At 69.1% G+C, this 22,358-nt stretch carries 20 protein-coding genes; 11 read left to right on the forward strand and 9 right to left on the reverse strand.

The window, feature by feature from the left end:
* The first annotated feature begins 17 nt into the window (after positions 1-17).
* Positions 18-434, forward strand: a complete 417-nt coding sequence (locus tag DMP23_RS37760) for a LapA family protein (protein ID WP_037808018.1) — start codon at positions 18-20, stop codon at positions 432-434.
* Here DMP23_RS37760 and DMP23_RS37765 read toward each other — a convergent pair.
* On the reverse strand, positions 406-1,188 hold the full coding sequence (locus DMP23_RS37765) for a hypothetical protein (protein ID WP_443111312.1): 783 nt from the start codon (positions 1,186-1,188) through the stop codon (positions 406-408). The two genes, DMP23_RS37760 and DMP23_RS37765, sit on opposite strands and share 29 nt — an antisense overlap.
* Positions 1,189-1,279: 91 nt before the next feature.
* Between DMP23_RS37765 and DMP23_RS37770 the strand changes: the two genes are divergently transcribed.
* The 9 genes from DMP23_RS37770 to DMP23_RS37810 all read left to right on the forward strand — a co-directional run bounded on the left by DMP23_RS37770 (position 1,280) and on the right by DMP23_RS37810 (position 13,566).
* Positions 1,280-2,071, forward strand: a complete 792-nt coding sequence (locus DMP23_RS37770) for an Abi-alpha family protein (RefSeq protein ID WP_037808011.1) — start codon at positions 1,280-1,282, stop codon at positions 2,069-2,071.
* Positions 2,072-2,076: 5 nt separating this feature from the next.
* On the forward strand, positions 2,077-3,321 hold the full coding sequence (locus DMP23_RS37775) for a DUF445 domain-containing protein (protein ID WP_337823865.1): 1,245 nt from the start codon (positions 2,077-2,079) through the stop codon (positions 3,319-3,321).
* A 48-nt stretch (positions 3,322-3,369) separates the two neighbouring features.
* Positions 3,370-6,378 (forward strand): patatin-like protein, encoded by a 3,009-nt coding sequence (locus DMP23_RS37780; protein WP_337823866.1) that lies wholly within the window; start codon positions 3,370-3,372, stop codon positions 6,376-6,378.
* Between the two features lie 243 nt (positions 6,379-6,621).
* Positions 6,622-7,116, forward strand: coding sequence for a diaminobutyrate acetyltransferase (ectA, locus tag DMP23_RS37785; protein ID WP_037808003.1), 495 nt, complete (start codon positions 6,622-6,624; stop codon positions 7,114-7,116).
* A gap of 41 nt (positions 7,117-7,157) precedes the next feature.
* Positions 7,158-8,408: a diaminobutyrate--2-oxoglutarate transaminase gene (gene ectB, locus DMP23_RS37790; RefSeq protein ID WP_134661918.1), complete on the forward strand. Its 1,251-nt coding sequence runs from the start codon at positions 7,158-7,160 to the stop codon at positions 8,406-8,408.
* A 31-nt stretch (positions 8,409-8,439) separates the two neighbouring features.
* Complete coding sequence (locus tag DMP23_RS37795) at positions 8,440-8,832, forward strand: ectoine synthase (protein ID WP_037807993.1); 393 nt, start codon at positions 8,440-8,442, stop codon at positions 8,830-8,832.
* A 63-nt stretch (positions 8,833-8,895) separates the two neighbouring features.
* Positions 8,896-9,798: an ectoine hydroxylase gene (gene thpD, locus DMP23_RS37800; RefSeq protein ID WP_134728417.1), complete on the forward strand. Its 903-nt coding sequence runs from the start codon at positions 8,896-8,898 to the stop codon at positions 9,796-9,798.
* A 361-nt stretch (positions 9,799-10,159) separates the two neighbouring features.
* On the forward strand, positions 10,160-12,913 hold the full coding sequence (locus DMP23_RS37805; RefSeq protein ID WP_337823867.1) for an AfsR/SARP family transcriptional regulator: 2,754 nt from the start codon (positions 10,160-10,162) through the stop codon (positions 12,911-12,913).
* 503 nt (positions 12,914-13,416) lie between these two features.
* A complete protein-coding gene (locus tag DMP23_RS37810; RefSeq protein ID WP_337823868.1) occupies positions 13,417-13,566 on the forward strand; it encodes a hypothetical protein in 150 nt (49 codons plus the stop codon).
* Between the two features lie 1,182 nt (positions 13,567-14,748).
* On the opposite strand, the gene DMP23_RS37815 is transcribed toward DMP23_RS37810, so the two are convergent.
* The 6 genes from DMP23_RS37815 to DMP23_RS37840 form a co-directional block, all read right to left on the reverse strand.
* Entirely contained in the window at positions 14,749-15,420 is a 672-nt protein-coding gene (locus DMP23_RS37815; RefSeq protein ID WP_037807985.1) for a hypothetical protein, read from the reverse strand.
* A 236-nt stretch (positions 15,421-15,656) separates the two neighbouring features.
* The gene (locus tag DMP23_RS37820) at positions 15,657-16,541 is read right to left on the reverse strand and encodes a hypothetical protein (protein WP_037809292.1); all 885 of its coding nucleotides are present in this window, start codon (positions 16,539-16,541) and stop codon (positions 15,657-15,659) included.
* Positions 16,538-17,014, reverse strand: a complete 477-nt coding sequence (locus DMP23_RS37825; RefSeq protein WP_037807980.1) for a DUF6932 family protein — start codon at positions 17,012-17,014, stop codon at positions 16,538-16,540. Before DMP23_RS37825 ends, DMP23_RS37820 begins: the two co-directional genes overlap by 4 nt.
* Before the next feature lie 71 nt (positions 17,015-17,085).
* Positions 17,086-17,526 carry a LapA family protein gene (locus tag DMP23_RS37830; protein WP_337823869.1) on the reverse strand — a complete coding sequence of 147 codons (441 nt, stop codon included), beginning with the start codon at positions 17,524-17,526 and terminating at the stop codon, positions 17,086-17,088.
* Between the two features lie 6 nt (positions 17,527-17,532).
* Positions 17,533-18,258, reverse strand: a complete 726-nt coding sequence (locus DMP23_RS37835) for an OmpA family protein (protein ID WP_337824484.1) — start codon at positions 18,256-18,258, stop codon at positions 17,533-17,535.
* A 156-nt stretch (positions 18,259-18,414) separates the two neighbouring features.
* Positions 18,415-19,254, reverse strand: coding sequence for an SGNH/GDSL hydrolase family protein (locus DMP23_RS37840; protein ID WP_337823870.1), 840 nt, complete (start codon positions 19,252-19,254; stop codon positions 18,415-18,417).
* A gap of 276 nt (positions 19,255-19,530) precedes the next feature.
* On the opposite strand from DMP23_RS37840, the gene DMP23_RS37845 reads away from it, so the two are divergent.
* Entirely contained in the window at positions 19,531-20,214 is a 684-nt protein-coding gene (locus DMP23_RS37845; RefSeq protein WP_043827250.1) for a DUF3159 domain-containing protein, read from the forward strand.
* 90 nt (positions 20,215-20,304) lie between these two features.
* Here the strand turns inward: DMP23_RS37845 and DMP23_RS37850 are convergent, their stop codons facing one another.
* Together DMP23_RS37850 and DMP23_RS37855 are read right to left on the reverse strand one after the other, a co-directional pair.
* Complete coding sequence (locus DMP23_RS37850; protein ID WP_043827252.1) at positions 20,305-21,267, reverse strand: BadF/BadG/BcrA/BcrD ATPase family protein; 963 nt, start codon at positions 21,265-21,267, stop codon at positions 20,305-20,307.
* Positions 21,264-22,307 (reverse strand): SIS domain-containing protein, encoded by a 1,044-nt coding sequence (locus tag DMP23_RS37855; RefSeq protein WP_037807968.1) that lies wholly within the window; start codon positions 22,305-22,307, stop codon positions 21,264-21,266. Before DMP23_RS37855 ends, DMP23_RS37850 begins: the two co-directional genes overlap by 4 nt.
* Between the last annotated feature and the right edge of the window lie 51 nt (positions 22,308-22,358).

Raw genomic sequence — 22,358 nt, forward strand, 5'->3', positions numbered from 1 at the left:
GGGCGGACAATCACGATATGTCCCACGCGCGAAACGACGGTCCCGACGAGGCCGCGAAATCGGAAATTCCCGAGGCGCCGGGCACTGAGGTGCCCGGCGCACTCGACCACGCCGCCCCGGGCACCGCACCGGGAGCCGAACCCGGACCGCGGCCGTCCGCCGCGAAACCCGCGGGCCGCCGCGGCAAGGTCAAATCCACCCGGATCAGCGGCACCTGGATCGCCGTGATCGTGGCGATCGTCGTGCTGGCGTTCCTGCTGGTGTTCATCCTGCAGAACCTGGACACGGCGACCGTCCACTTCCTCGGCGCGTCCGGCAGCATGCCGCTCGCGGTGGCGATGCTGTTCGCCGCGATCGCGGGCGCGGCGCTGGTCGCGCTGATCGGCGGGGCGCGGATCCTGCAGCTCAGGAAGCAGGCGCGGCGTCGGCGGTGAAGGGCTCGCGAGCCCGCAGGCTCAGCAGGATCTCGCACACCGCGGGATCCCCGCTGACCTGCACTCGCGCGTCCGCTTCCACTGCGGGCAACGTCCCGCTGCACAGCCGCCAGAACGCGTCCGCGTCGGTCGCCAAAGCCGCGAGCGGAGACCGTGACGTCGCCGCACCGCGGTCGATCGTCCAGCCCACCGCGGTAGCGCGGAGCGTCCACCGCCCGGCCCCCTCCACCGAACACGCCACCTGACGTCCGGCCCGCGCGGGCACCGCCCGCAATGTCTGCGGCAGCGAACGCAGCAACGTGTCCACCACCGGCGTCCGGAACTCCGGCTCGTCGAGCAGCGGAGCTGCCACCGCCTCCCGGATCTGCTGCTGGAGCACCCACTGCTCCGCGTAATCGCGAGCGACCGTCAGCCACGTCGGCATCGCGGCTGGTTCGTCCAGGTCGCGGTGCTTCCACAGTTCGGTCAGCTGCGTCGTGCTGTCCACGAGCATCGCGAACAGCACCTCCGGCGACAGTTGCCGGCAGGCGGAGATCCAGGACGTCCCCTCGCCGAGGTGGCCGTCCCGATCCCGCGAGAGCCGCCTGAGCTTCAGCCCCAGGATGTGCGCGGTCAGGTCGTGCACCGTCCACTCGCCGAGCGCGGGCAGGGCCCATTCGGGCGTCCGGAGGTCGGAGAGAACCCCGATCAGCGCCTGTTCCTCTCGCACGAGCAGCGGCAGCACGTCGATCGGCGGTCCCCACGGCGCGGTCATGCGCGTCATCCAACACCCACCGGCAAGGCATCACAGGGCCATTCGGCCTACTCGCAGGTAGCATCAGCGCGAACAGTGAGGGGAGCAGCCCGTGGACTACCAGCGACCGAACGGCCGGGGCACCGCCGAGGACGTGGCCAACCTGGCCCGCCGGGCAGGCCAGCTCGCCGGATGGGCGGCGCGCACCGGCTTCGACCTGACCCGCAAACTCCCCGGGATCGACACCGCCGAACGCGGCCTCAAGCAGGTCGAACGCGGGCTGCTGAGCGAACTGCGCCGCCGCCTCGACGAGGTCGACGATCCCTATCACGCGGCGCTGACCGCGGCGTCCGCGATGAACCGGGCCGACGTCGGCAGCCGCGCCGTCGAAACGACCGTGACGCTGGTGCCCGCCCGCGACCACGTCGAACCGCTGCGCGCGGCGATGGCCGAACTGCTCAACCACTCCATCGGCTTCGGCCGCGAGCGCGCCCGCGAATACCTGTACGCGATCATTCTCCGCCAGCTCACGCCCGACGAGGCGCGCATCCTCTCCGCGCTGTCGGACGGCTCCCCGTTCCCCGCGATCGACGTCGCCGAGCGCAGCGCCATCGGCGGCACCGGCCGGATCGTGCTGCGCAACGCCTCGACGGTCGGCAAGGCGGCCGGGGTGTCGCTGCCGGACCAGGTGCCCGGCTACGTGACCCGGCTGATCGGCCTCGGGCTGGTCGAACTGGACGAGGAGGTGCCCTCGCTCGAGACGCAGTACGAGATCCTGCTGACCGACGAGTCGGTCCGCGAGGTGGAGAAGCAGGTGAAGCGGATCAAGATCATCCGCCGCACCATCCACGTCTCGCGGCTCGGCGCGCAGTTCTGGCAGGCCTGCGACCCGAGCCTGGGCTGACCCCGATGGGCGAGTTCGTCTCGAGGCTCCTCGACGATTTCGTCCGGCACTGGCCGCTGTATGTCTCCATCCCGATCGTCGCCGCGCTGATCGGGTACGGCACGAAGCTGGTCGCGATCCGGATGATGTTCCAGCCGGTCGAGTTCATCGGCGTCAAGCCGGTCTTCGGCTGGCAGGGCATCGTGCCCAAACGGGCCGCGCGGATGGCGAGCATCGCCTGCGACACGATGACCGAGCAGCTGATCAAACCGGCCGAGGTCGTCGCCAGGCTCGACGCGGACCGGATCGCGAAGGAAATCGAGAAACCGCTGCTCGCGGCGGTCGAGGACATCGTGCGCGAGGTGGCCGGGCACTACCAGCCGGGCCTGTGGGAGTCGCTGCCGGTCGGCGTGCAGCGGCTGGTGATCCAGCGCGTGCAGGCCGAATCGCCGCACATGGTCAAGGCGGTGCTCGAACTCATCCAGTCCGATGTGGACAGTGTGTTCGACCTCAAGGGCATGGTGGTCACCAGCCTCGTCAAGGACAAACGGCTGCTCAACCGGATCTTCCAGGAAGCGGGCGCGGAGGAGTTCAAGTTCATCGCGCGTTCCGGGCTGGTGTTCGGCGGCCTGATCGGCGTGATCCAGATGGTCGCGTGGGTGCTGTTCAAATTCCCGCCGATCATGCCGCTGTTCGGTCTCTTCACCGGCTGGTTCACCGACTGGCTCGCGCTGCGGATGATTTTCTACCCGCTGGAGCCCAAGAAATACTTCGGCGTCACCTGGCAGGGCCTGTTCCTCAAGCGGCGCGCGGAGGTCGCCGAGGCGTACGGCGAGTTGATCGCGAAAGAAATCATCACGCCGCACAACGTCATCGAGGCGGTGCTGCAGGGCCCGCTTTCCGACCGCGTGCTCGCGCTCATCCAGCGGCAGCTCGACCGAGAGCTGGGCCGGGCGGCGAACGTCGCGAAACCGTTGCTGGTCTTCGCCATCGGCAGCCGCCGCTACCAGGACATGAAGCTCGCCATCTCCGAGCAGATCATGACCCGGCTGCCGGACACCATGCGCTACATCGAGGATTACGCCACCGACGCGATGGACATCCGGAACGTCCTGGTCGGCAAGATGAAGGAATTGTCGCCCGAGGAGTTCGAGCAGCTGCTGCGCCCGGCTTTCCAGCAGGACGAATGGATTCTCATCGCGACCGGCGCGGTGCTCGGGTTCGCGGTCGGCGAGGCGCAGGTTCTGGTGCTGGAGCACCTCGCCTCCTGAATCCGCCCCCCTTGTGGAGGAGCGGGCCGGGCCGGGAGACTGACCCTCATGGGTGAGACGGCGGTGCCGTGGCCGCAGGAAATCCGGATCGCGATGGCCATGGTGGGGGGATCCAGCCTGGCAGTGTGGATGGGGGGAGTCGCTACCGAGACGTCGGCGTTGCTGCACGCTTCGCGCACGCCGAGCGAAGGTAACGGCTATCGGAAACTGCTCGACCTTTTGCACGCTTCGGTGCGCCTGGACGTGCTCACCGGGACGAGCGCGGGCGGCATCAACGCCGCGTGTCTCGGATTGGCCGAGGCGTACCGGTCGACGCCCGCGATCTTGCGCGACACCTGGTTCTCCGCCGGGTCGCTGGAGAATCTGATCCGCGACCCCGGCGAGACGCGGCCGCGTTCGGTGCTGAACGGCGACAAGGTGCTGCTCGGCGGCCTCGTCCAGGCGATGCACGACATCACCGGATCCGGTGTCGTGCCCACCGAGCCGCCGGACGTGACCGTGCTGCTCACCGGAACCATGCTCGACGGCGAGACCACGCAGTACGACGACGCGCTCGGAAACCGGGTGCGGGACACCGAACATCGGATGCTGTTCCGCTTCGACGGTCCATTGTGGAACAACCAGGTGCACGGTCCGCTCGCGCTCGCCGCCCGGTCGAGCGCGTCCTTCCCCGGCGCGTTCGAGCTGTCGCGCATGCCGATCGGCCCCGAGGCGGCGGACCGGCTGCATCCGGACATGACCGACTACACGGAGCTGGTGCGTTCGCATTGGCTCGCCGACGGCGGCGTGCTGGTGAACAAACCGCTGCGGCCCGCGTTGCGGGAGATCTTCGAACGCTCGTCGTCGACGGATGTGCGGCGGCTGCTGCTGTACGTCGTCCCGACGGTCGACGGCGAAGCCAAGCCGATGACCTGCGACCCGGCTGAGCCGCCGATGCTCGGCACCGCGCTGGCGAAGGTCGCTTCCACGATCATGAGCCAGACCATCAGCGTCGAGCTGGAGGAATTGAGCAGGCACAACTCCGCCGTCACGCGCGCCAGGGACACCCGGGTCGCGCTCGCGTCGCTCGGCCTGCGCGGCGGGCAGCTGGTGGACGACCGGGTGCACCGGGCGTACCTCGACCGCCGGGTCGCGCTCGTCGCGGCCGACCTGGTCCGCGCGGTCACCCGGCGTTACGAACTGTCCGATGAGGACAGTGGGTGGGCAGCCGGGAATTCGGCGCTGCTGCAGGACATCGCCGCCGACGGACTGCGCCGCGGGATTCCCAGCACGCTGCCCGGCGAATCGGTCACGGTCGGCGAGATGGTCCGCTACCGCACCTCGACGCTGGAAGACGCGGTCGCCACCGGCATCCAGCTGATCAACGCGGGCTTCCGGATGGGCCCGGACCTCGATCAGGCGACCCAGCTCAACGAGGCCCGCGCGAAGATGCACGCCGCCCGCCGGAGTGCGGCTCGCGACGTGCGGCTGTCCGCGTGGGTGGCCCGGCACGAGCCGCCGCCGTCCGGCACCTCGATGCCGGACTGGATCGGTCAGCTCGCCGCCGAATGGGCGGATCTCGGGGCATCGGACGCGGTCCGCGAGGCGTGGCCGGAGGTGACCGGCGCGCTGCGATCGGCCGCTCCGGTGCTGCAAGCGTTGTCGGGCAAGGAAAATCAGTGGTCCGCGGATGCCGCCGACACGGTGACGGCGCTGCTGGACTGGTTCGGCTTGGACAACGCGGACGTCGCGGACGGGTTCGTGCTGGCCCGGTTTTTGCTGCTGCACATGGCGACGCGCGGGCTGCTTGCCGAAGCGCCGGCGGTAGACCAGCGCGTCGACCTGGTGCAGCTGAGCGCGGACAGCCGGACGCTGCTGGACCTGGCGCGCCCCCGCGGCCGGGACAAGCTGACCGGCACTCAGGCGAACAACTTCGGTGCGTTCTACAAGGCGTCCTGGCGCGCGAACGACTGGATGTGGGGCCGGATCGACGGCGCGGGCTGGCTGATGCAGTGCCTGCTCGACCCGAAACGCCTGCGGGTGCTGCGCGACATCGTCGGCCCCGAGGAATTCCGGGAGCAGGTAAGGACGACGTTCCGCGAGATCGGCTGGGAGCCGCCCTCGCCCGCGGACAACGGGATGCCCTCGGACCTGCCCGGGCTGCTCGCGCAACTGGGCGACGAACTGGCTTTCCTCGGCCTGGACGCGAATCTGTCCCCGGTCGACTTCGGCAAGGAGGTGCCGACGAGTCTTCCGGTGACGTCGATGGTGCTGGCGAAGTCGCGGCAGCTGGCCATCGCGCGCGAGGAACTGCCGGTGCTCGCGAGCCAGGCCGAGGCGGATGCGAAGGAGGGCAACGGAAAGGCTTCGGAGAGTTTCCGGAAGCTGATGGCCGCCCGGCCGCTCGAACGGGAAACGGCTGCCCAGCCGGAAAACTCCGGGCAGCAGGACGCGGCGCAACGCGCTTTCCAAGCCTGTCAGGTTTCCGCCGAACGTTTCGAGGGCGAACTCGGCAGTACCCTGCTCACCAAAACGATTGTCAAAGCCGGAGCGGCCGGGCTCAATGCCGCTTCCACGGCCACCCGGGTTCCGAAAACGCTCCAGCCGCTGGCGAAATTCGCGCAGCTCAGCAGCCGCAGTTCGTGGTGGGTCACGCAAGGCGCGACGCGGCTGGGCCGGCCATGGAACCTGCTGGCCGCCGCCATCACCGCGGTCGCCGGGTTCGTGCTCAGCGGCGAGGGCGGATCCGTCCTGCAATGGCTCGGCCTTCCGGTGGCGGGCGGCGCACTTGTGTTCCTCGTGGTGAGCCTGCTGACCTTGAGGCGCACGTGGCGAATGGTGCTCACCGTGCTGGGTGTGCTGGTGATAGCCGCGTTGCTGTTCGCGGCTTTCCTGCCGCCCATCGCACAGCCGTTGTTCGGCTGGCTCGGCACCGTTGTGGACGGTTGGCGGCGCGGGCAGGCTCCGCTGTGGTGGCTCGCCGTGACCGCGCTGCTCCTGCTCCCGGCGGTCTGGACGCCGCTGTCCGGGCTCGGGCGGAAGAAGCGGCGGCGGTCGCGTCCGGACAGTCCACGCTGAACCCCAGGTAGACCACGATTTTCCGGCGCTGGAGTTGCGGTAGCGCCGCGGAAGGCCCATGGTCTGGGGTCACAGGTCGCATACCGATGGCGTGCGGCCCAGGCGCACGCATGCCCAGAACTTTCCCCCGCTAAACATGTTTGTGGTCCTCCTCACCGGGGTATCCCTGTCGTCCCTGGTGAGGGCGGTGGACGTGGCATGGATCGCTGGCGGCGCGAAAATTCTCTGTTACGTTTCCAAAGTATGTCCGGAAAGCACTTGATCGAATCCCCGACCAAGGCCGATGGTGCCGCTCTCTGGCGAATCGCACGCGATTCGCAGAAGCTTGATCTCAACTCGCCGTATGCGTACCTGTTGTGGTGCAAGGATTTCGCGGAGACCTCGGTCGTCGCCCGCGTCGACGGTGAGCCAGTCGGATTCGTGATCGCTTACCGAAGGCCGTCCGCACCGGACGCCGCGCTCGTGTGGCAGGTCGCCGTCGACGCGTCGCAACGCGGAAAAGGCCTGGCCGGGCAGTTGCTGGACAGCCTGTACACGCGTCTGGTCGGCGAGGGCGTGCGGTACCTGGAAACCACGATCACCCCGGACAACGCGGCGTCGATCCGTCTCTTCGAGTCGTTCGCGAAGCGTTGGAACGCGGATCTGGAACACCGCCGGTTGTTCGAAGTCGCTGATTTTCCGCAGGGGGAGGCGCACGAACCCGAGGATCTTTACCGCATCGGGCCGTTGCGCCGCTAATAACCCGTCAATTTCGCCGAGTAGGAGCGAAAGAAATCGTTATGAGCATCTTCGAAGAGCTCGAATCAGAAGTCCGCAGTTACAGCCGGGGGTGGCCGGTCGTCTTCGACCGGGCGCAGGGCAGCAGGCTCTACAGCGAGGACGGCAAGGCCTACCTCGACTTCTTCGCCGGCGCCGGCGCGCTGAACTACGGGCACAACAACCCGCACCTGAAAAAGGCGCTGATCGACTACATCCAGCGCGACGGCGTCACGCACGCGCTCGACATGTACACCGTCGCGAAGCGGGACTTCCTGGAGACCTTCCGGGAGAAGATCCTCGCGCCGCGCGAGCTGGACTACAAGATCGTCTTCCCCGGCCCCGGCGGCGCGAACGCCGTGGAGGCCGCGCTGAAGCTCGCGCGCAAGGTGACCGGCAAGGAATCGGTCATCAACTTCACCAACGCGTTCCACGGCATGACGCTCGGCGCGCTGTCGGTCACCGGCAACTCGATGAAGCGCGGCGCCGCGGGCATCCCGCTGGTGCACGCCACGCCGATGCCGTACGACAAGTACTTCGACGGCGCGATGCCGGACTTCATGTACTTCGAGAAGCTGCTCGAAGACTCCGGCAGCGGCCTGAACGAGCCCGCCGCGGTGATCGTGGAGGGCGTGCAGGGCGAGGGCGGCATCAACGCCGCGCGCCTGGAATGGCTCAAGGGCCTCGACGACCTGTGCAAGCGGCACAACATCCTGCTGATCCTCGACGACGTGCAGATGGGCTGCGGCCGCACCGGCCCGTTCTTCAGCTTCGAGGACGCCGGCATCTCGCCGGACATCGTGTGCCTGTCGAAGTCGATCGGCGGCTACGGCCTCCCGATGGCGCTCACGCTGATCAAGCCGGAGCTGGACGTCTGGGAGCCGGGCGAGCACAACGGCACATTCCGCGGCATCAGCCCGGCGTTCGTCACCGCGACCGAGGCGCTGCGCGTCTACTGGAGCGACGACGAGCTGGAGAAGTCGACCAAGGCCAAGGGCGAGCGCATCGCGAGCACCTTCAAGGACCTGGTGGAGAGCTACCCGGAGGCGAACCTCGTCGCGAAGGGCCGCGGTCTGGCGCGCGGTCTCGAATTCGCGAACGGCGAGCTCGCGGGCGCGGTCTGCAAGGCGGCGTTCGAACGCGGCCTGCTGATGGAGACTTCCGGTCCGGACGGCGAAGTGATGAAACTGCTGCCGCCGCTTACCCTCACCGACGAGGAGCTGAGCGAAGGCCTCGCGATCATCACCGAGTCCGTCGCCGCCGTCCTCAAGTAACCACCCCGAAGAACAAGAAGGAGCCTTTCACTTGCTGGTCCGCACGCTCGACGAGATCACCGACACCGACGCTGACATCAAGACCCCGAACTGGCGAAGCAAGCGCATCATCCTCGCGAAGGAGGGCGTCGGCTTCTCGGTGCACGAGACGACGCTGTACGCGGGCACGGTGAACGACTTCTGGTACGCCAACCACATCGAGGCCGTGTTCATCACCTCCGGCGAGGGCGAGATCGAAGACCTCGCCACCGGCGAGGTGCACCAGCTCAAGCCGGGCACGCTGTACCTGCTGAACGACCACGACAAGCACCAGGTCCGCCCGAAGACCGAGATCAAGTGCGTGTGCGTGTTCAACCCGCCGGTCACCGGCCGCGAGGTGCACGACGAGAACGGGGTCTACCCGCTCGTCACCGAAGACTCCTGAGACTGAGCCACTCCCACCACCCCGAGAAAGAAGAAACGCCAGAAGAACTGGAGGCGAGCCACTGTGACGATCATGGACACCCGGGTCGAAGACGGTTACCCGACCCGGATCACCGGTACGCCGGAGCATCTTCCGCGCGTGCACCCCACGGTGTGGGGTACCGAGGCTGACGGCCCGATCGACGCCGCGACCCTGGCTAATCACGACGCCAAGGGCTACACGGTCGTGGACGGACTGCTCTCGCCCGGTGAGGTCCAGACGTACTGGCAGGAGGTCGTCCGGCTGTCGTCGGACGAGAAGCTGCACGACGACGAGCGCGTGATCACCGAGGCGCGGACCGGCGAGGTCCGGTCGATCTTCGACGTGCACGAGATCTCCGGCCTGATCGCCGAGCTGGTGCGCGATCCCCGGGTGCTCGACCGGGCGCGGCAGATCCTCGGCTCCGAGGTCTACATCCACCAGAGCCGGATCAACTACATGCCGGGCTTCAAGGGCACCGGCTTCTACTGGCATTCCGATTTCGAGACCTGGCACGCGGAGGACGGCATGCCGTCGCCGCGTGCGGTGAGCTGCTCGATCGCGCTCACCGACAACTACCCGTACAACGGCGGGCTCATGGTCATGCCGGGTTCGCAGCGCACGTTCGTGCAGTGCGTCGGCGAGACCCCGGACGCCAACTACAAGAGCTCGCTCAAGGACCAGCGGGTGGGCGTGCCGTCGCCGGATGACATCACCAAGCTGGCGGCCGACTGCGGCATCGACCAGTTCACCGGTTCGGCCGGTTCGGCGCTGTGGTTCGACTCGAACATCATGCACGGATCGTCGAACAACATCACGCCGTATCCGCGCTCGAACATCTTCCTGGTGTTCAACAGCGTGGACAACGCGTTGCAGGAGCCGTTCGCCGCGAGCGCGCCGCGGCCGTCGTTCATCGCCGGCCGCAACTCCACGCCGATCACGCGGTGACCAGCGTTACTTTCGCCAACCGGCGGGTCGCTCGTAACGAAGAATGTGCGCCCTGTTACGTTGTCGCCACTTCGCAGTTCGTCTGCGGAGGCATGGTTGTCCGCAGCGGTCCGGGTTCTTGCTCGGGGTGAGCCCCCCGAACCGCCGGCGGACGGCCGAGATGCACGGGTGGACCGCGCCCCCTGGCGGCCCGGCCGACGATCATTGAGTCCGGCCCCGCACCATCAGATCGGGACTGATGGTGCGGGGCCGGACTCGTCTGTTCAGGGTCGAAATTCACGAAAGAGCGGTGTCTGCGGGCCGCCGCTGACGGTAAGTTGACCTGTCTGGCTGGGGGTGAGCCTGGGAGGTGCGCGCGAGCATGGCCGATGCCGGCGCGCGGGTCGAACTGCTCGGCCCGGTGCGGCTGCTCGACGGCAGCCGTGCGGTTCCCGTCGGCGGCCCCGGGGTGCGGGGGCTGCTGGCGCTGCTCGCGCTGCGCGTGGGCAAGGTGGTGCCGCTCGAGGAGATCATCGACGCCCTGTGGGGCCACGATCCGCCCGCCACCGCCCGCACCATCGTGCACGGCAACGTGTCGCAGCTGCGCCGGCTGCTGCGGGAGATGGCCGATCCGGTCGCCGAGATCAGCACCCGTCCGCCGGGCTACCAGCTTTCCCTCGCACCGGACCGGATCGACGCGCACCGGGCGCGGGCGCTGCTGGACCAGGCCGCGCTGGAATCGCCGGAGAGTGCCTCGAAGCTGCTCGCCGAGGCGCTCGCGCTGTGGCAGGGGCCGACGCTGTCCGGTGTGCCTGATTCGGTACGGGCGCCCGAATTGGACGAGTTGCGGCGCGCGATCCGCTACGCCCGGGTCAACGCGGATCTCGACCTCGGCCGCTACGACGAGCTGATCGTGGAGCTGAGCCCGATCGTCCGCGCCGACCCGCTCGCCGAGCGCGTCGCCGGGCAGTTGATGCGCGCGCTTTACCACGCCGGGCGGCGCGGGGAAGCGCTCGAGCTGTACCACACCGTCTCGCGGGCGACGCTCGGTTCGCTCGGCGTCGAACCCGGCGCGGATCTGCGCTCGCTGCACGAGCGGGTGCTCAACGACGATCTCGCCGCGCACGAGAGCGCGGTTCCGGAACAGGCCGTCGCGCCTTCTCAGCTGCCGCCCGCGCTGCCGACGCTGGCCGGGCGCGAGGCGGAGCTGGAATGGCTCGACGGGCTCGCCGAACGCGGCGACAGCACGGTGATCGTGTCCGGCACCGCCGGGGTCGGCAAAAGCGCGCTGGTCATCTGGTGGGCGCACCGCGCTGCCCGGCTGTTCCCGGACGGGGTGCTGTACGCGGCGCTGCAAGGGTTCGATCCGCACCAGCCGCCGCTGGAACCGGGCGATCTGCTGTCGCAGTTCCTGCTCGGGCTGGGCGTGCCCGCCGACGAGGTGCCGGAGCAGGTGCACGAACGCGTCGCGCTGTACCGCTCGCTGATCGCCGGACGGCGGATGCTCGTGCTGCTCGACGACGCGCGTTCGGCCGAACAGGTGCGTCCGTTGCTCCCTCCGGGCGCACGGTCGATGACGGTGGTGACCAGCCGGTCGCGGCTGGAGGCGCTGGCGGTGTCCCACGCGGCGAAGCTGCGGGTGCTCGGCACGCTCGCGCCGGAAGCCGCGGTGAGCGTGATCGAGGAATTGGCCGGGCCCGCGGACTTCGACCTCAACCACGCGCTGGCCCGGCTGTGCGGCTACCTGCCGCTCGCGCTGCGGATCGCCGGGGCCAAGCTCGCCGCCAGTCCACAGTGGACACTGAAGGATCTCGTCGGGGAGCTGGGAAACGAACGCACCCGGCTGGCCGGACTCGACGTCACCGGAGCCGAAGACGGTGTCCGGGCCGCCTTCGACGTCTCGTTCCGCGGCCTTCCGGACGGGCTGGCCCGGACGCTGCTGCGCCTGGGCGCGGTGCCCGCGCGGCACACCGGTCCGCACCTGACGGCGGCGATCGCGGAGATCCCGGTGGAGCAGGCCCGCCGCGAACTCCGCACGCTGGCCGCGCACAACCTGGTCGCCGAGACCTCGCGCGACGCCTTCGCCCCGCACGACCTGGTCCGGCTGTACCTGCGCGAGCTGGCGGAAACCGAACTGGACCCGGCGGAACGCGCGGCGGTGCTCGATCGGGCGATCCGCTATCACCAGGCCGCCTCGGACACCGCGCGGCGGAAGATGCTGCGCATCGTCGACCCGCTCGACCTCACCGGCCTCGTGCCGCCGGACGCGCTGCCGCCGCTGGAAACCTTCGCCCAGGCCCAAGACTGGTTCGCCGCGGAATGGCCGAACCTGCTCGCCGTGCTCGACGCTGCACACGCCGACGGCCGCTACGCCGACGTCTGGCGGCTCGCCCGCGTCGCGCACACCTACCGGGTCGTCTGCCCGTTGTACGAGGAATGGATCCGGCTGGTCGACCTCGGCCTCGCCGCCGCCGAAGCCGCGAACGAACCGCTCGGGCAGTGCTGGATGCTGATCTCCCGCTGCGCCATCGCGCTCACCTTCGAGCTGTCGCAGGGCAGCATCGACGACGCCGAACGCGCGGTCGGGCTGGCCACCCGGCTCGACGGCCGCTCGCTCATCGTCGCCAAAATCCACCTCGGCAGCGTGCTGACCCTGCTCGGCCGCTATTCGGAGGCGATCGAACGGCTGCTGGAGGCGGTCGCGGAGACCGAACGCACCGGTGATCTCGAACTGCGCGGCCAGGCCCTCAACAACTGCGCGGAGACGGAGAAACGCGCGGGACGCCCGGCCGAGGCGATCACGCATCAGCTGGCCTCGCTGGAGATAGACCGCGAACTCGGGGACGACAGCTATGCCGTGGTGTCGCTGAACAACCTCGCGGAACTGCATCTGGGCATCGGCGAGCTGGAAGCCGCCGAACGCTACGCGCGGGAAGCCGTGTCGCTGGCGGTCGCGCGGCAGTTCGAGCTGCAGGAGGGCATCCTGCGGGTGACCCTGGCGCGGATCCTGCGCGGCCAGCAACGGCTGGAGCCGGCGCGCGAGCAGTACGGGCTGGCGGTGGCGCTGTACGAGCGGATGAACCCGCGGCAGGTCGAGGACTTGCGGAAGGAAGCGGCGGATCTGGCGGGTTCGTAGCACTGGTGTGCTGCGTTGCCGAGCGACGCTGCGTGTAGTTACTGGGGAGTCGTTAACCGAGTCGGGAAGGCGTTGCTGGGTACGGTGAGCGGATATGGATGCGGTGGAGCGAGTCCATTCCGTCATGCGCATGCCGTCGTTTAAGATGCGCGCCCCCGAGGAGGCACGAATGGATGCTCGCGTCCAGCCTAAGTGACCCAAGCCTCACCAGTTGTGAAATATCTCGAGCAGGAAACGTCCAGGTAACAGCCTTCTGATCTGCATAAACGGCCGGATCGTGCAATGTTTCCTGGCGTTACTGTGACGTAGGTAACATCGAGAATGATTTCCGCTCGGCGTTGCGGCGGCCTAGTGTCTGGCGCATCGGGAAGTCCTCCGGGGCGACCTGGTGAAGATCCACTGCTACGCAGCGGACCCTCCCTTCCTTTCATTGCAGCTGCTCGCGTTGTCTTCTTTTTCAACAACACCGCGAGCAGATAACGAAGGAAGGAGAAGAGCCCAACGTGCTGGAGTGGATTAGGGCGCTCTTGCGGCGTCCGCCGACGGAGCACCAGGCCCCAGAGGGGACCCGGTGGCCCGCCGTTTCGGTGTTCGTGCTGATCGTCGACTTGGTCGACATCGCCGACAAGGTGCTCGGCTTCTTCCAGCGCTAGCTGGAGGATCCGGGCAAAGGGGTCTGCGCCAGTTGCCGCTGGTGCGGGCCCCTCCTTGTGCGAACCGGCTTGTCTTGTCAGTCGGCGTAGCACAGCCGGGTGTTACCCCGGGTGTCCTCGCTGAATGAACTCAGTGTGTTTATTCAAACTATCTGAGGACGCGTCACTGTAGACATATCTCTTCCTCTTGCGAAAGTACCCAGCCCGAAAATCTTCAGTCTTGGGGTTGTCGCCCTGTGCTTGGCGTGGTGAAGAACTTGCAGGTCAGCGGCATCGGAGCTGCGTGCTGGCCCAAGTTGGGAACTGACCGAAGGTGTTAGGGGACACGGAGGGCGGGTGAGGGAAGCGCCGCTGCGGCTGTGTGCAAGGAGCATCGCTGGGCCATGGACGCTGGCCTCGATTAGGAGGCCGTCTTGGCGAGAGAAGAGGATCGTATGGGCGTCGCAGGCAATTGGTGTCTGCTTGCCTGTCCGCCTGCCTGCGAACGACGCGGCGAAGGATGCCTGAGCGAGACCGCTACCCCATGCGGCTGCTGGTTTGAGGTGCTTGTTGATCAAGGGGCGCGATGGTGTCATCTAGGAAAAGTTGCGCTACCGAGGCGGGTATCTGTTCAACCTCAGTTTGTGCCCAAGGGTGCATGCTGAGACTGTGACGCAAGCCTCAATCCTGCTGAGCGAGAGTTCTGGACGCACTCGTCGCTTTTTTTGCGCGACCCGCTCGGGCCGAGCGGGTGCCTTGGGTTTGCAGGCCCGGCTGTGGCGGCGGGGGCGTGCGGTTGGGTGCCCCGTTTCCTGTGGGTTGACATGGCGCGGTGGCAACTCGGAAGAGCGGCGGGGCGATGCTGGATATCGCCTAAGGGACTTGGTTGCCTGGTACGGGCCCAGTCAGTCGGTCGGCGCACAGTGAGCGGGCAGTCGTCCGCGCCCGGCTCTTGTACAATGTTCAGCTGTGTTTTCCCAGGTCACCGTGGTAATAATCGCGTCCGCTTAGCGGATTCTTAGCCATCAGGCGGTCAGCGCGCGTAGGGTCGGCCGCGACGCTGGCGGAGCCCTAGGGGAGGGGCAGGCTGTGAAGCCGGCGACGGGACCGCGGCAGTACCGCGCGGACCTGGAAGAGCCGCCAGGAGCGGTTCGGTGGCGGTTGGCCGGCCGAGATGGGGGTAGGCCGGCCGGCCGCCAGGCCCTATTCGACGTTCGAGGTGCAGAGCGCGATCGAACTGCCGCTGCTTTCGGCGACCTTCTTGCCGTCGACGATGATCTGGCAGCTGATCTGGTTCGTCACGCCCGCGTTGGCGGTGTCCGCGGTCAGCGAAAGCACCGGCCTGCCGCCGTCGTAGGAGGCGTGCCCGTGCCAGTCGTCGGTGCTTGGCGGGGTGGTCGCGGTGCGCTGGTCATTCAGCGTGCCGTAGCGGACCGTCGCGCCGTTCGCCGAGCTCACCACGAAGTCGACCGAATGCTTCTCGCCCGGCTGCGGCGGGATGTGCAGATCGCCCGCGCGGGCGGTGCCGAACATCGACGGGTAGAGCAGCATCGCGCCGCACAGCAGGGCGGCCAGTGCGGAAAGCGTGGTTCCGGTGAGTGCGACACCCAATCCGCGCATTTTTCCCTTGGAGGAAAGGACGATTCCCGCAATTCCGCCGGCGAGGCCGATGCCGGCGAGCGGCCAGGCGAGGAAGCCCCAATCCGGGAGGAAGGCGACGCCCGCCGCGGCCAGTCCGAGGGTGACCGCGAGCCCGCCGGGCCAGTTGGCCTGTCTCCGGGACGGCTCCTGCTGGGGCGGACGGTGCGGACCAGGACGAGCAGTGGTCCTGCTGTGTCGCGCGGGTGCGGCCGGATACGGCTGCTCGGTCGTCATGCGTGCCTCTTCCGCTGGGATGGCGAAGACGCTAACGCAGATGCCCGCGTGGTTGGAATAATCGTTATCGACTGACAATGTCATCCATTTACCGCGTCCGGGCGGACGGGGTCATTTCCCGCCGGATTGCGCGAAGCGGCGCCATTCGCTGCCCGAAAAAGGCAGCGTGATTCCGCAGAGCGACCGCGCGCTTACCCGGCGGTCCTGACCTGGCGACGCAGCACCGCGCGCGCCATTCACTGATCGAAAAGATTGACTTCCGGAGTGATCTCGAGAAGTTCGTGCACCGGCCTGCCGCGCCGTCCGTCGATGGTCGTCGTGCGCACTACGCGCAACCGCGCGGTCACCGGCCGATCGAGGTTTTCTTTGATCTGGTCGAGCAGATCCGGGGCGACCGCGCCCTGAATGGTTCCGCCCGATTCCCGCTCCAGGTAGAAAATCCGCCGCCGGGTGCGCACGCCGTCGAGGCGTCCGGTCACCGTCTCGTAGCCGACCGCCTCGCGGGACTCGCGCAGGCTGCCCTGCAGCACCCGCGCCTGTTCGGTGGTCATGCTCCGGGTCACCTGCTCGCCCGCGGTGGGCGTGAGCGCCATCCCGATGCCGGCGTGCTTGCTGACCGCGTTGACGACGTCGCTGACCGCGTTGCGCACCGTGTCGCGCTGCAGCAGCACCGCGTCGAGCGCGCCGTCGTCGGAACCGTTGGCGGGCAGGAAATCGCAGAGTTCCTTCACCGCGCGCTCGGACAGCGTTTCGATGCCGTCGTGGATCAGCGCGTCGTCGACCGCCGGTTCGGGGAAACCGAAGAAGATCGCGTTGCCCGCCTGTCCTTTTTGGATCAGCGGGGCCTTGTCCCGGTCCGCCTGCTGGACGAAGGTGACCTCGTTCGACGGATTGCGGATGATGTGCCCGATCTTCGCCGTCGCGTCCTGGAGCGCGCGGCTGATGTCGGAAAAGGTGTACGCGTCGATGTGCGTTTCGCCGATCACCGACACGTGCAGCAGCGGCGCGCGGCAGGTCCGCTCGAACTTCGCGTTCGCCGCCATCGCCGAGGCGCGCGCGAGGTCGTCCAGCCACGTGCCGCCGGGGATCTCGTCGGCGATCCGCCGGAACTCGTTCCTCACCACACCATCTCCGGAATGCCTCTGCCGCCGTCGGCCCACACCGCTTCCCACACGTCCTCGTCGCCGGGACGGCACAGGAAACCGTCGAGCATGCCGCCCACCGGCTGGATCTGGTCGAGGTACATCGCGGGCTGGCCGACGATGATGCCGCGCAGGGTCAGCAGGCCGTACAGGGCGGTGCGGCCGCTGTCGTCAAGCCGCTTCAACGCGCCCCACTCGTCCGGCAGCAGCACTACGTCGAGCCCGCGCGGCGGATGCGCCGTGCGGGTGACGAACGCGCCGCCGAGCCAGGCCCGCCCGGACGTGATCACCCGCTGGGCGACCCCGAGGTAGCTGTTGAGCGCGCTGAAGAGGATCTCGCGCTCGTTCTGGTGCGGCGCGTCGTAGACCAGGCGCTCGTAGACGTCGGCGAGGTCGGCGTGATGGCGACCGGGGGGCAGCAGGTTCTGTGGCGTCCAGTGCGGAAGCGCCATCGGACCTCCTGACGTCGTCCGGGGCCCTCGGCGCCCGCTTACCGTGCGTAGCCGAATCTACCAGGTGGGTGTCAGCCACTGCGTCCAGGTCGGCGGGGCGCGGGTTCGTCGGCCGGCCAGTGCGGACTCCGCTGGTCGTCCTCGGGCCAGCTCAGTTCGCCCGACAGCCGCGGCTCGGGATCGGGCAGCGGATGCCCGGCCGGGTCGTGCGCCGGGGGCTGCCCGTGGTACGGATCGTCCGGGTCGACTTCCGGATAGTCGTTGTAGATGCGCTCCGGCTGGTCCTCGTAATGCGGGTACGCCGGTTCTTCGTAGTCCTCGTACGGGTTCGCCGGCGGGATGTGCCGGGTCTCCTCGGCCGCTTCCTCCGCCGGAGCCGCCGCGGGCCGGTACGGCTCAGCCTCGGGTTCGGCCTTCGGCCGGGCGGCCCGCGTGAACAGCCACATGACCGCCGCCCCGAGCAGGAACGAGACGAGCAGCCACAGCCAGATCTGCCCGAAGAGCCAGAGCATCCGCCATCACCTCTGTTCCACTGTGATCTCGACCCGCCGGTCGCTGTCGCCCCCGTTATCCGAACTGTCCGAACTGTTCGAGCCGTCCGAGCCGCTCGCGCTGGCCACCGCGAGCAAGCGGTCGGGCGGCACGTCCTCGCGGATCAGCAATCGGATCACGGTCAGCGCCCGGTTGCGGGAGAGCTTCAGCGCCGCGCTGCGCCCGCCCGGACCGTCGGCGACCCGGCCGACGAGGCGGTAGCGGAAGTTGTCCGGTGCGTCGCGCAGCAGCGGCGCGAGATCGCGCGCGGCCTGCTCGCCTTCGTCGGTGAGCTTCGCGGTGTCCGGTTCGAAGGTGATCGGCGCGGCTGCGAGCTTGCGGTCCACTTCGGCCTGGATCCCGTCGCGGTCGGTCGGCGGCGCGGACGGCGGGGCGGAAGAGCTCGGCGGCGGGCTGAACGGCGGCGTCGTCGACGGTTCGGGCGACGGCGCGGACTGCACCGGCCCGGCACCGCCGGAGGCTTGCGCGGATTCGACCCCGTCGACTCCCTGCACGATGCCCAGCGCGCGGCCGGCTTCTTCGGCCGGGAATCCTTCGAGGGTCGCCTGCCGTCCGGAGAACTTCACCTCGCCGCCGCGCAGGCCCGCCGCGTCGAGCGCGGAGCGTGATCGCGCGGCGAGGTCGTCCTGGATTCCGCTGCCCTGCAGCCAAGTCACGAGGCCCGCGAGCAGGGCCGTGACCACCACTGCCACGGGGATCAAGCGAAGCCACCCTCGTGCACCGGACATAACAGGACCCTATGCCGGGCCGGTCGGCTTGGCGACCTGGTAAAGGCCGCCGTTCGGGTGGCTCTCGCGACAGTGCCCGCACCGGTGGTGACCGGCGCGGGCACTGTCGGGGGACGGCGTTCAGGAGGCGGTCGCGTTGCCCCGCACGTCGCCCCGCATGTCGAGGTCGATGCTCGCCGGGTTGTCCGGCACGAGCGGGACGAGCGGAGCCAGTTCCGGGCGCTTCGGCGACAGCCCGTCGCCCATGGACTCGCCGCGCAGCTGACGGCGGATCCACGGCAGCAGGTGCACCTTGGTCCACGCGAGATCGGAGCGCCGCGACGTGATCCAGGTGGCCGGTTCGGTGCTCGCCGGGTACGGCTCGCGCCAGTCCTCGGTGACCGGGACGCCGAGCACCTCGGCGGTGAGCAGCGCGATCCGGCGGTGCGCGTCCGGCGTGAAGTGCAGCCGGTCGTCGCTCCAGGCGCGCCGGTCGTGCAGCGGCTCCATCGTCCAGAGGTCGACCATCTTCGCGCCGTGCCGGGCCGCGATCGCCCACAGATGCGTGTTGTAGATCGCGACCTTGCCGCGCAGCACGCTCATCACCGACAGCGTCTTGGTGTCCGGCCCGTTGAAGATCACCACCGGGATCCCGGCCGCGCGCAGCTTCGCCACCCCCGCTTCGAAGCGCTCCGCGATGGCGTCGACGTCCGCCCCCGGCACGATGACGTCGTTGCCGCCCGCGCACAGCGTGACCAGATCGGGCTTCAGCTGCAGGGCGATCGGGAGCTGCTCGTCCATGATCTCGTCGAGCATCTTGCCGCGCAGCGACAGGTTCGCGTACTGGAAGCCGGGCTCGTCGCCGGCCAGCATCTCCGCGAGCCGGTCGGCCCAGCCCCGGAACGTCCCGTCGCCCCGATGGTCGTTGAGGCCCTCGGTGAAGCTGTCCCCGATGGCTACGTAGCTGTTGATCCCGTACACGCTGGGTTCCCCTTTCCCGCTGGTGCGCGCCTGTTCCCCGTGAAGTCCCGGATCTAGTTGTACACCCCAACTAACAGTCGGATATCCCCATATCCTTCCCGCCGGACACGACCGGTTCAGCCGGACGTCACAGTCTCTTACCTTGTCGGGGGTTCGCGCCTCCCTATTACGGCAATTTCACCGGGACGAACCTCACGTTCCGCCCCGTACCGGGCGCCATGTGGGGTAGGTCTCCCGACCTGGGGCTCCGCCGGGAGTTGCGGCAGGCTGGAAGGTGTGACAGACGAGACTGCGAAAGGGCCGGCGCGGGAGTCGCTCACGCAGATCCTCGGCGGGCGGCGCGGCGCGATCGACGCCAGCATCCCGCCCGCCGCGTTCGTCGTCGGCTGGCTCGTTTCCGGCCAGTCGATCGCCTGGGGAGCGGGCGTCGCGATCGGCGTCGCCGTGCTGCTCGGCGCGTACCGGCTGATCCGCGGCGACAAGGCGCGCGCGGTGGTGGTGAGCCTCGCCGCGGTGGTGATCGCCGCGCTGATCGCGATGCACACCGGCCGCGCCGAGGACTTCTTCCTGCTGCAGCTGTTCTCGAACGCGGCGAGCGCGCTGCTGTTCGCGGCGAGCATCGCGGTCCGCTGGCCGCTGCTCGGCGTGATCGTGGGACTGCTCCTCGGACAGAAGACGCGCTGGCGGCGCGACCCGGCTCTGCTGCGCGCGTACTCGTGGGCGAGCGCCGTGTGGGTGCTGCAGTACTTGCTGCGAGTGGTCGTTTACGGCCTGTTGTGGTGGACCGGGCAGGTGGTGGCGCTCGGAGTGGCGCGCACCGTGCTCTCCTGGCCGCTGGTGGCCGCGACCGTGGCGGTGAGCGGCTGGGTCCTTTACCGGAGCCTTCCAGCAGAACACCCGGGCCTTCGCCTGGCGAAAGACCCGGGTGCGGGCGAGTCCGAAACCGGACCCGGAAGTTAAGGCGGCCCCCGGCGAGGGGGGAGGGTCCGGGGGCCGGTTCCTACGGTACCCGGACCGGAGGGGTTGAGTCGACGGTTTCGACTCTTCCGCTCAAGTTTTGGTGGCATTCACCCGTCGGGATGGTCGCGGGGTGTCCTCGCCCCACGCGTGCACCGCCGCGAGCCAGGCCGCGCCGAGCACCCCATCGGAGCTGGTCAGAACGTTAAGACCGGCGAATTCGGCCCGCACGCGAGCCCCGACCGGGCCGTTTTCGGCCAGCACGCTGCCCACGAGCACGATCGGAGTTTTTTCTCCCGGCTCGCGCGTGGCGCGAGCGACGCGCACGAGATGCCGGGCGCCCCGCGCGACGATCTCCTCCGCGCCGGGCTCTCCGGCGGCAGCGGCGGCACTCACCAGCGGTGCGTACCGGGCCAGCCGGACCGGGGGTTCCGCGTTGGCATGGGTCACCAGCGCCCACATGACCTTGAAGCGATCGGACAGGTCCACTGCGGACGGTCCGAACGCTTCGGCGAGGACCGCCTCGGGCAATCCGCCGAGCGGGCCGTCGCCCTCGAGCGCGGCGAGCGTGGCGCGCACGGCTTCGCGGCCGAGCCAGAAGCCCGAGCCCTCGTCGCCGAGCAGCCAGCCGTGCCCGCCGGCGGTGGCGACCATCCGGCGGCCGCGGATGCGCCCGGCGATCGAGCCGGTGCCCGCGACGAGCACGGTGCCGTCCGGCTCGGCCGTCGCGGACGCGTAGGCCACCTCGGCGTCGCCGGTCACCCGGACCCGGCCGGCGAGGCCGATCCGCTCCCAGGCCGCGGTGAACTCCGCGGCGACCGCCGGGTCGGACAGCTTGCTCTCGCCCGCCATGCCGACCACGACGCCGAGCACGTCGGTCCGTCCGTCCACTGCGGACTCGATGGCCCCGGCGATCCGGGCCGCCGCCTCCGCGGGCGGATGCGAGTTCGGGTTCGCGCCCGCCGCGGCTCCGGTGCCGTGCACGACGCCGGCGGCGTCGACCGCGATCGCTCGCGTCGACGTGCCGCCGGCGTCCACGCCTACTACGAGGCTCACCGGGTCTTGGTCACCTTCAGCAGACCGCGCGGGTTGTCCGGGTTGCCGCCGCGCGCGAGCGACAGCCCGAGCGCGATCCGCTGGATCGGCAGGATTTCCAGCACTGGAGCCAATTCCTCGACGGTCGGGGCGACCGGGATGCGCACCGCGGCGGGCACGTCGTTCGCCGCCGAGCCGACCGCGAGCACGTCCGCGCCGCGCTCGCCGACCGCTTCGAGGACCTCGCGCATGGCCTCGCCGCCGCGGCCGAGGCTGGTGGCGGCGAGCACGGCGGTCTCGCCGTCGACCGCCGCGACCGGACCGTGCAGCAGGTCCGCGCCGCTGTACGCGCGGGCCGCGAGGTAGCTCGTCTCGGCGAGCTTCAGCGACGCTTCGAGCGCGCTGGCGTAGGAGTAACCGCGGCCAGTGGTGAGCACGCGGTCGACAAAGCGATAACGGTCCACCGCGCGCTGCACGCCTTCGGCGGCGCCGTCGAGCGTCTGCTGGGCCAGTTCGCCGATCTTCTCCGCGTCCTCGCCCTTGCCGCCGCGGATCGCGTCGATGAAGAGGTACAGCGCCATCAGCGTCGCCGAGTACGTCTTGGTCGCCGCGACCGCCTTCTCGACCCCGGCGCCGATGTCCACGCCCAGTTCCGAAGCCGCGCGCAGCGGCGAGTCCGGGGTGTTGGTGACCGACACGGTCAGCGCGCCCTGGCGGCGGGCGGCCTCGGTGACCTCGATCAGGTCGGGCGACCCGCCGCTCTGGCTGACGGTGATGAAGAGCACGTCGCGCAGGTCCGGACGGGCGCCGTACAGCGTCGCGGTGGACGGCGACACGAGCCCGGCCGGGAGGCCGAGAAGTACCTCGATCAGGTATTTCGCGTACAGCGCGCCGTGGTCGCTCGAACCGCGAGCGGCGAGCAGGGCGAACCGCGGCGGGTTCTGTGAAATCTTTTCCGCGACTGCTGCGATGCCGGACCGCCGCTCGACCAGCCCGGCCAGAATGCTGGGCTGCTCCGAGATTTCCGCGGCCATGTGCTCGCCGGGACGTAGTTGGGTCATCACTTTCCTCTCCGCCGGGACGGGTGTCCCGGTGTGCTGAGCGGCGTCCGG

This window comes from Amycolatopsis sp. A1MSW2902, assembly GCF_017312175.1.
Classification (GTDB): Bacteria; Actinomycetota; Actinomycetes; order Mycobacteriales; family Pseudonocardiaceae; genus Amycolatopsis; species Amycolatopsis nivea.